Genomic DNA, 6,013 nt, shown 5'->3' with positions numbered 1-6,013 from the left:
TGAGAATATCGATAAAGGAATCTTGCATTTATGTATAATTTTAAAATACAAAAATCTATATTTTAATATTTCTCCACAACAAAATGTTTTGATCCGATAAAAAATCCATAGAAACACTATTATACATCAGTAGCCTAGAAGCATCTGCTGAAAATTTGAACCAATATATTAGAGAACATTGGTCAATAGAGAATTCATTGCATTGGACATTAGACGTTACTTTTAATGAAGACCGACAAATAAAAAGAATAGGGAATGCCGCCGAAAATTTTGCTCAAGCTCAAAAAACAAAAGAAAATTCGGATAAATTAAGTATCAAAGCTAAAAGATTAAAAGCTGCTTGGATAATAATTATCTACTTAAAATAATCAATTTTTATGCGTTTGCCCTGGACTCAACAAACAAAGCTTGTATGTTCAGTTTATTTTTGTTAAATTTTTTTATGTTAAGTTTATTTGTGTTAAATTTGTTTTTATTATAAACTTAATATTTCACAAATGAATTTAAAACGCATTATTTATTTATTGCCAATACTTTTAGCAAGTTGCGGTGAATCGTCAATTATTGATGAAACTATTATTCCTACTAAAAAGGAGGCATCTTTATCATCCTTAAAAAGCACATCTATTTCAAACACATTTGATTGGACAGGCATTCCTGTAACATTAACTCCTATAAAGGGACTAACTGGTTCTAAAAAATATCTGAGTACCACTGAAGATGGAACGAAAGTTGATTTATGGAATATTGACGATCTATCCGGAAGACAACAATGGGTATTTAACCCGCTTTCAGATGGATCATATAATATAAATATTTATTCAGGTGTATCTAACTCAAATAGATTTTTAAGTACATCTGAGGATGGTAGAAAGGTTGATTTATGGACGAAAGATGATTTATCAGGTAGACAAAGATGGAACATCATACCACTTAACAACGATGTATTTTCTATTATTGTTAAGGGTGGAGTTAATACTGCGAGAAAATATTTAAGTTGTACTTCAGATGGCTCTTTAGTTGATTTATGGACGAATGATGATTTAACAGGTAGACAAAATTGGAAAATTGAAGCAGCTGGTGAATTTGATTTAGTGGGTATTACGTATTCTCTAGCGCCAGAAGATGTTGTTACAATGGTACCTAGTTTCATAACATCAATCTCAATTACAAACAATACAGCCTTGCAACAAACAATGTCAGCTAATTTTGCAACTAAAGCAACAGAATCTTCAAATTTCTCACAGACAAAAGGTATAAGTATTAAAGTATCATCTTCATTAAAAGTTAAAGTACCATTTATAGATGGAAATATTAATACTGAAGTCACAACATCTGCAAGCTGGCAATATGGAGGTGCATCACAAAATGAGGACTCTCGCTCATATAATTTCCCAATTTCTGTAACACCATATTCGACATATAGTATAACAGCATCTATAGCAATGAAAAAAATATCTGTAAACTATGAAGCAACATTTAAACATAGATCTACTAATACTATTAAAAAATTAAGTGGAAGGTGGGAGGGTATTCAAGCTTCACAAATTGTATATAATATCAATGATATTAAGGCTGGGAAATCAGTAACAATATCAAATTTAAAAAATGGAACTTTTGTAAAATTGTAAATATTATTTTATTATAAATAGGAACCATTAACAATCAACAAAGTAATGAATGGGTTTTGACAAACTCATTCATTACTATTAAAAATTTTACTATTAATACTCTGTAACTATTCAGGTTGCAATACAGCAATAGTTTAAAAAGAATTATACAATCTGATGAAAAATGATTTAACCTGATTATTAATTTTAGGAGCAGAAAGAGTTGCTGTTTTCAGAAATATTGCTCCTGCTGTCCGTTGCAATCTCTTATGCTGAATTCAGCACAAGAGGATTTCCACTTCCATCAGGGCTAAAGATCAGTATACTGCTTTTTTACGAAAATCTAAAAAGTAATTAAAGCAGAACCTTTTGATTCTGTTTGCAAAATTGCTTAAAAAAACAGCAGTGAAACATGATTTTTATCTGCTAAACAATATTTTCACTTTAAATAATTTTTTAGGATTGGTTCCATATAGAAGTACTATTTTGGTAAACAATCCAAATAAATAATCCCAGATACATCATGCACACTACAAATTTCATAAACGACGAAGCCAGAAAACCAAGCAAAGAGCCGGTTGCAACCTTCAAAGCGCGTTGATGGTCTTTAGAATCATGAATGAGTTCGCCCACAAAAGCGCCCACAAACGGTCCAATAATAAATCCCAGCGGAATAGGAGCAAAAATTCCGACAATCAGACCAATATTAGTTCCCCAAATACCGTAGGAGCTGCCACCAAATTTTTTAGTTCCTTTTGCAGGGATAACATAATCCAAAATGGTCAGGATAATCGTAATCAATAAGGAAATCCCCAAAATCCAATAATTGGCAGGAACAGCTTTAGTAAAATACAGCAGTACAATTCCAACCCAGCTTATGCTCGGCCCTGGTAAAACAGGTAAAAAACTCCCAAAGACGCCTACAACAACACAAACAAAACCCAAAATCAAAAGCAGGAAATCCATAAAAATATTTTTAGTAATTTTGGAGCCGAAAATACAGCCCTCATTTCATATACGAATATGGGAAAAATAATTGTATTTTTATAACATATAAGTGCCATTCAAAAAACAAACATTGAAGCAGTATTCCCTTTTTTTAGTTTTTATACTTTTTAATTCCTGTCAGTATTTTGACAAGCAGGTCCCTTCCGAAAAGGAATTGCTGCAAAAGGAATTAAAAGCTATTAATTGGAAAGAAGTAGATGAATATCCCTCAATGGTGGACTGTGATAAAATTGAAGACAAAAAACAGCGCCAGCAATGTTTCTTTGAGGTGCTGACTCAATTAATACAGGAGAAATTGTGCAGCGACACACTGGCAATGCTGTATCCGGAGCTGGATACCATCGAGGTCAAAGTAACCGTTTTTCCAAATGCCACTATGAAGTTCGAACCGCAGTTTCCTAAGGATTCCGTGGCTTATGATAAAATAAAAATCGACAGCATTCTCAAAGTCCGTTTGGTAGATTTTCCAAAAATCAATCCGGCAATCAAGAGGGGAATTCCCGTAAAAACCCAATTTATTCTTCCAGTAATTTTAAAAGTGGAGTAGAATAGATTTAAGAATTTTACTAAATTTTGCCTCAGTTTTGTCATCTCGACGAAGGAGAGATCTCCGCAAGCTGATCGACAATGTTAAAGAACGATTATTTTTTTTGCCACAGATTATAAAGATTCTCATAGATTTTATAAGCATTTTTGAGAAATCTGTGAGAATCTTTATAATCTATGGCCAATTTATCGGTTTGGTATTAGCCACAGATAGTCATATTCTTCAAAGTATCTAATTTTTACAGCTATGCGAATTTGAGAATAAAGTGAGAAAGAAATCTAAAAATCTGCAATCTGAATTCTTAAATCTAAAATCTCCTCCCTTTCCATTCGTATTTTCCAAAAAGGCAATACAAAGCCACAGCTGTACTGAAAAAAGGATACCACAAACTGCTTAAAAGTAAATAACGAATTTTGTGTTTCGTTAAAAAATGTTTGGTTTTTTGAATCAGTACAGTGTCAATTCCAAATTTGATTAAGAAGTAAACCCAAATTAGGAAATAAGGAAGCATTCCCAAAAGAGTCAGCACAAAACAATAAACAAAACCAAAATTCATCAGAAAGACAATCATTCCCAGCCTTTTTCCAAAAAAACTTTGATAAGAAGTCGTTTTGGAAGCCCAGCGAACGCGCTGGTAAAACAGCGATTTCCAATCATCGGCAGGTTTTGTGGTGACAATGGTATTTTCCGATTTTAAATAAGATACTTTTTCGGGGAATTTGGACAAGGCTTTCTGTAGCAGAAAAACATCATCACCGCTGGCAATCGAATTATTGCCTTTGAAACCTTTTAACTCTTGAAAAAATGATTTGGTGTAAGCAAAATTAGCACCATTGCACATAAAACCTTTTTTAATTCCAAAACTTCCTATCGTTGCGCCCTGCAGACTTGCCAAATCCAATTGCTGAAAATGATGCAGAAAAGAATCTTGATAATCGTAAGTAACCGCTCCCGCAATCATAGCAACAGGATTTAATTGAATGAAATTATCCAAGGTCAGCAGCCAATTTTCAGAAACAACACAATCAGCATCGGTGGTGATGACCCAATCGGTTTTTACGATTTCCATAGCGGTTGCAATGGCATCTTTCTTTGGAGAATTTGAAACCCGAATGTTGTCAATTAGAGAAATCTTAAATCCTAAATCGTTAATCTTAAATCTTAAATCTGAAGCATCATCAACCAAAATCACTTCAAACAAATCCGTAGGGTAATTCAGTTTTGAAAAGCTTTCTAATAAAACCGGTAAATTTTCAGCTTCATTTCGAAAGGGAACAATAATACTGAAGCTGGTTTTTGGCGGTAAGCCGATATATTCAAAATCATTTATTTTGGTAAAACCATAAATGAGCCAGCCAATGGTAAGCACATAAACGATTACTATGCCAAATAAAAACAAAATCATACCGCTTTTTTGGTTTTGAAATTCAGTACATAGTAACTTCCAATAAGAACCGGCAGAACTACGTTCAGGAACCACATCAACGTGGAAACAAAGACAACTACCCATTCATTTACGCCCAATATTCCGAAGAAATATACCGCCACGCTTCCTTTTACGGCAAAATCCAAAAACTGAAAAGTTGGCAATGCCGAAGCCAAAAAGTAAACACTTGTAATAACCGACATTAGAATGAAATACGGCAGATCAACATCAAAAGCCAGAAACAAAACATAGTATTGGTGCGAAAAAACCAAATAACGCAAAATAGCCAAAAGCGTATTTTTTTGATGAATCGATTTTGGGATTTCGTTGATTTTATGAATCAGTTTTTCTATCGAATAGCCTTTAATATTTACTTTTTTCGAAAAAAATAAAATTCCAAAAAACAAAAAGCAGATTCCAAAAAGTACAGCAACAGTTTTGGCAGTAATCACATTGTACCGCGAATTAAAATACAGCAGTCCAAAAACTCCAAAAATAACAGTCAGTATCATTTGGATTCCGTTGCAGATCAGGTTTAAGAATACCACTTTTTTGGTTTCTTTTTTGTCAAAATACAATGCTTTTCCGGCATATTCACCTACACCGTTTGGAGTAAAGAGTCCAGCGGTAAGTGCAGCCAAGACTTGTTTGGTTGCCTCACCCAAAGAAATAGGATGAAGATAAGAAACTAAATTTTGCCACTTCAGGATTTCGAACAAACGGTTCAATACACTCAAAAGCAGAATAAACCCAATTCCTGCCGCTGACTGATTTTTATGAAACAGTACCAAGAATTTTTGCCAGTCGAGTTTCTCGTTATTAGCCAATTGACTGTAAATAAAATAAAACGCACCGCCTACAATCAAAAGTTTGACTAGAAGTACAAGGAATTGCTTAGTTTTGTGTGGTATTGAAATCATGCCACAAAGTAAAGGAAAAACTATTATACAAGATAGCGTAAAGTCCAACAGAGATTGATAAAACTAATATCAAATAAATATGAGCAATAACAAAACTTGGCACGAAAGGCACAAAGAAGCATCTGGATTTGGAAGCCGTTTGGCCGATTCAGTAGCGAATGGAATGGGATCTTGGCGGTTCATAATTCTGCAGACCGTTTTTGTAATAATCTGGATGGGATTGAATCTTGTTGGTTATGCATATCATTGGGATGCGTATCCTTTCATATTGCTAAATCTTCTTTTTTCGACTCAGGCAGCTTATGCAGCACCTATTATTATGATGTCGCAAAACAGACAAAGCGAACGAGACAGGGTTCAAGCACAGTCGGATTATCAGACGAATGTGGATGCAAAGCTGGAAATCGAGGCTTTGGCAATTCGATTGGATAAAATTGAAACCGAAAAATTAGATAAAATAATTAAGATGCTGGAAGAAATGGAAAGTAATTCGGCTAAATAA

The 6,013-nt window shown here is 33.7% G+C and carries 7 protein-coding genes; 4 read left to right on the top strand and 3 right to left on the bottom strand.

Annotated features, from left to right (window positions below):
* Positions 1-107 precede the first annotated feature (107 nt).
* Together C8P67_RS15595 and C8P67_RS15590 are read left to right on the top strand one after the other, a co-directional pair.
* A complete protein-coding gene (locus C8P67_RS15595) occupies positions 108-368 on the top strand; it encodes an ISAs1 family transposase (protein WP_262511451.1) in 261 nt (86 codons plus the stop codon).
* A 129-nt stretch (positions 369-497) separates the two neighbouring features.
* Positions 498-1,631: an ETX/MTX2 family pore-forming toxin gene (locus C8P67_RS15590; RefSeq protein ID WP_115814092.1), complete on the top strand. Its 1,134-nt coding sequence runs from the start codon at positions 498-500 to the stop codon at positions 1,629-1,631.
* Positions 1,632-2,066: 435 nt separating this feature from the next.
* On the opposite strand, the gene C8P67_RS15585 is transcribed toward C8P67_RS15590, so the two are convergent.
* The gene (locus C8P67_RS15585; RefSeq protein ID WP_115814091.1) at positions 2,067-2,576 is read right to left on the bottom strand and encodes a DUF456 domain-containing protein; all 510 of its coding nucleotides are present in this window, start codon (positions 2,574-2,576) and stop codon (positions 2,067-2,069) included.
* 112 nt (positions 2,577-2,688) lie between these two features.
* Between C8P67_RS15585 and C8P67_RS15580 the strand changes: the two genes are divergently transcribed.
* Complete coding sequence (locus C8P67_RS15580) at positions 2,689-3,165, top strand: hypothetical protein (protein ID WP_115814109.1); 477 nt, start codon at positions 2,689-2,691, stop codon at positions 3,163-3,165.
* A 307-nt stretch (positions 3,166-3,472) separates the two neighbouring features.
* Here C8P67_RS15580 and C8P67_RS15575 read toward each other — a convergent pair whose 3' ends face one another.
* Together C8P67_RS15575 and C8P67_RS15570 are read right to left on the bottom strand one after the other, a co-directional pair.
* Positions 3,473-4,570, bottom strand: a complete 1,098-nt coding sequence (locus C8P67_RS15575; RefSeq protein WP_115814090.1) for a glycosyltransferase family 2 protein — start codon at positions 4,568-4,570, stop codon at positions 3,473-3,475.
* Entirely contained in the window at positions 4,567-5,511 is a 945-nt protein-coding gene (locus C8P67_RS15570) for a lysylphosphatidylglycerol synthase domain-containing protein (RefSeq protein ID WP_115814089.1), read from the bottom strand. Before C8P67_RS15570 ends, C8P67_RS15575 begins: the two co-directional genes overlap by 4 nt.
* 79 nt (positions 5,512-5,590) lie before the next feature.
* On the opposite strand from C8P67_RS15570, the gene C8P67_RS15565 reads away from it, so the two are divergent.
* The gene (locus C8P67_RS15565) at positions 5,591-6,013 is read left to right on the top strand and encodes a DUF1003 domain-containing protein (protein ID WP_115814088.1); all 423 of its coding nucleotides are present in this window, start codon (positions 5,591-5,593) and stop codon (positions 6,011-6,013) included.

Source organism: Flavobacterium aquicola, assembly GCF_003385115.1.
GTDB lineage: Bacteria > Bacteroidota > Bacteroidia > Flavobacteriales > Flavobacteriaceae > Flavobacterium > Flavobacterium aquicola.
The sequence above is the reverse complement of the archived record's forward strand: the minus strand, read 5'-3'. Positions and strand labels throughout refer to the sequence as shown.

Excerpts from the sequence above, each read along its gene's own strand:
- C8P67_RS15590 (WP_115814092.1), top strand. The coding sequence starts at position 498 with ATGAATTTAAAACGCATTATTTATTTATTGCCAATACTTTTAGCAAGT.
- C8P67_RS15585 (WP_115814091.1), bottom strand. The coding sequence starts at position 2,576 with ATGGATTTCCTGCTTTTGATTTTGGGTTTTGTTTGTGTTGTTGTAGGC.
- C8P67_RS15575 (WP_115814090.1), bottom strand. The coding sequence starts at position 4,570 with ATGATTTTGTTTTTATTTGGCATAGTAATCGTTTATGTGCTTACCATT.
- C8P67_RS15570 (WP_115814089.1), bottom strand. The coding sequence starts at position 5,511 with ATGATTTCAATACCACACAAAACTAAGCAATTCCTTGTACTTCTAGTC.
- C8P67_RS15565 (WP_115814088.1), top strand. The coding sequence starts at position 5,591 with ATGAGCAATAACAAAACTTGGCACGAAAGGCACAAAGAAGCATCTGGA.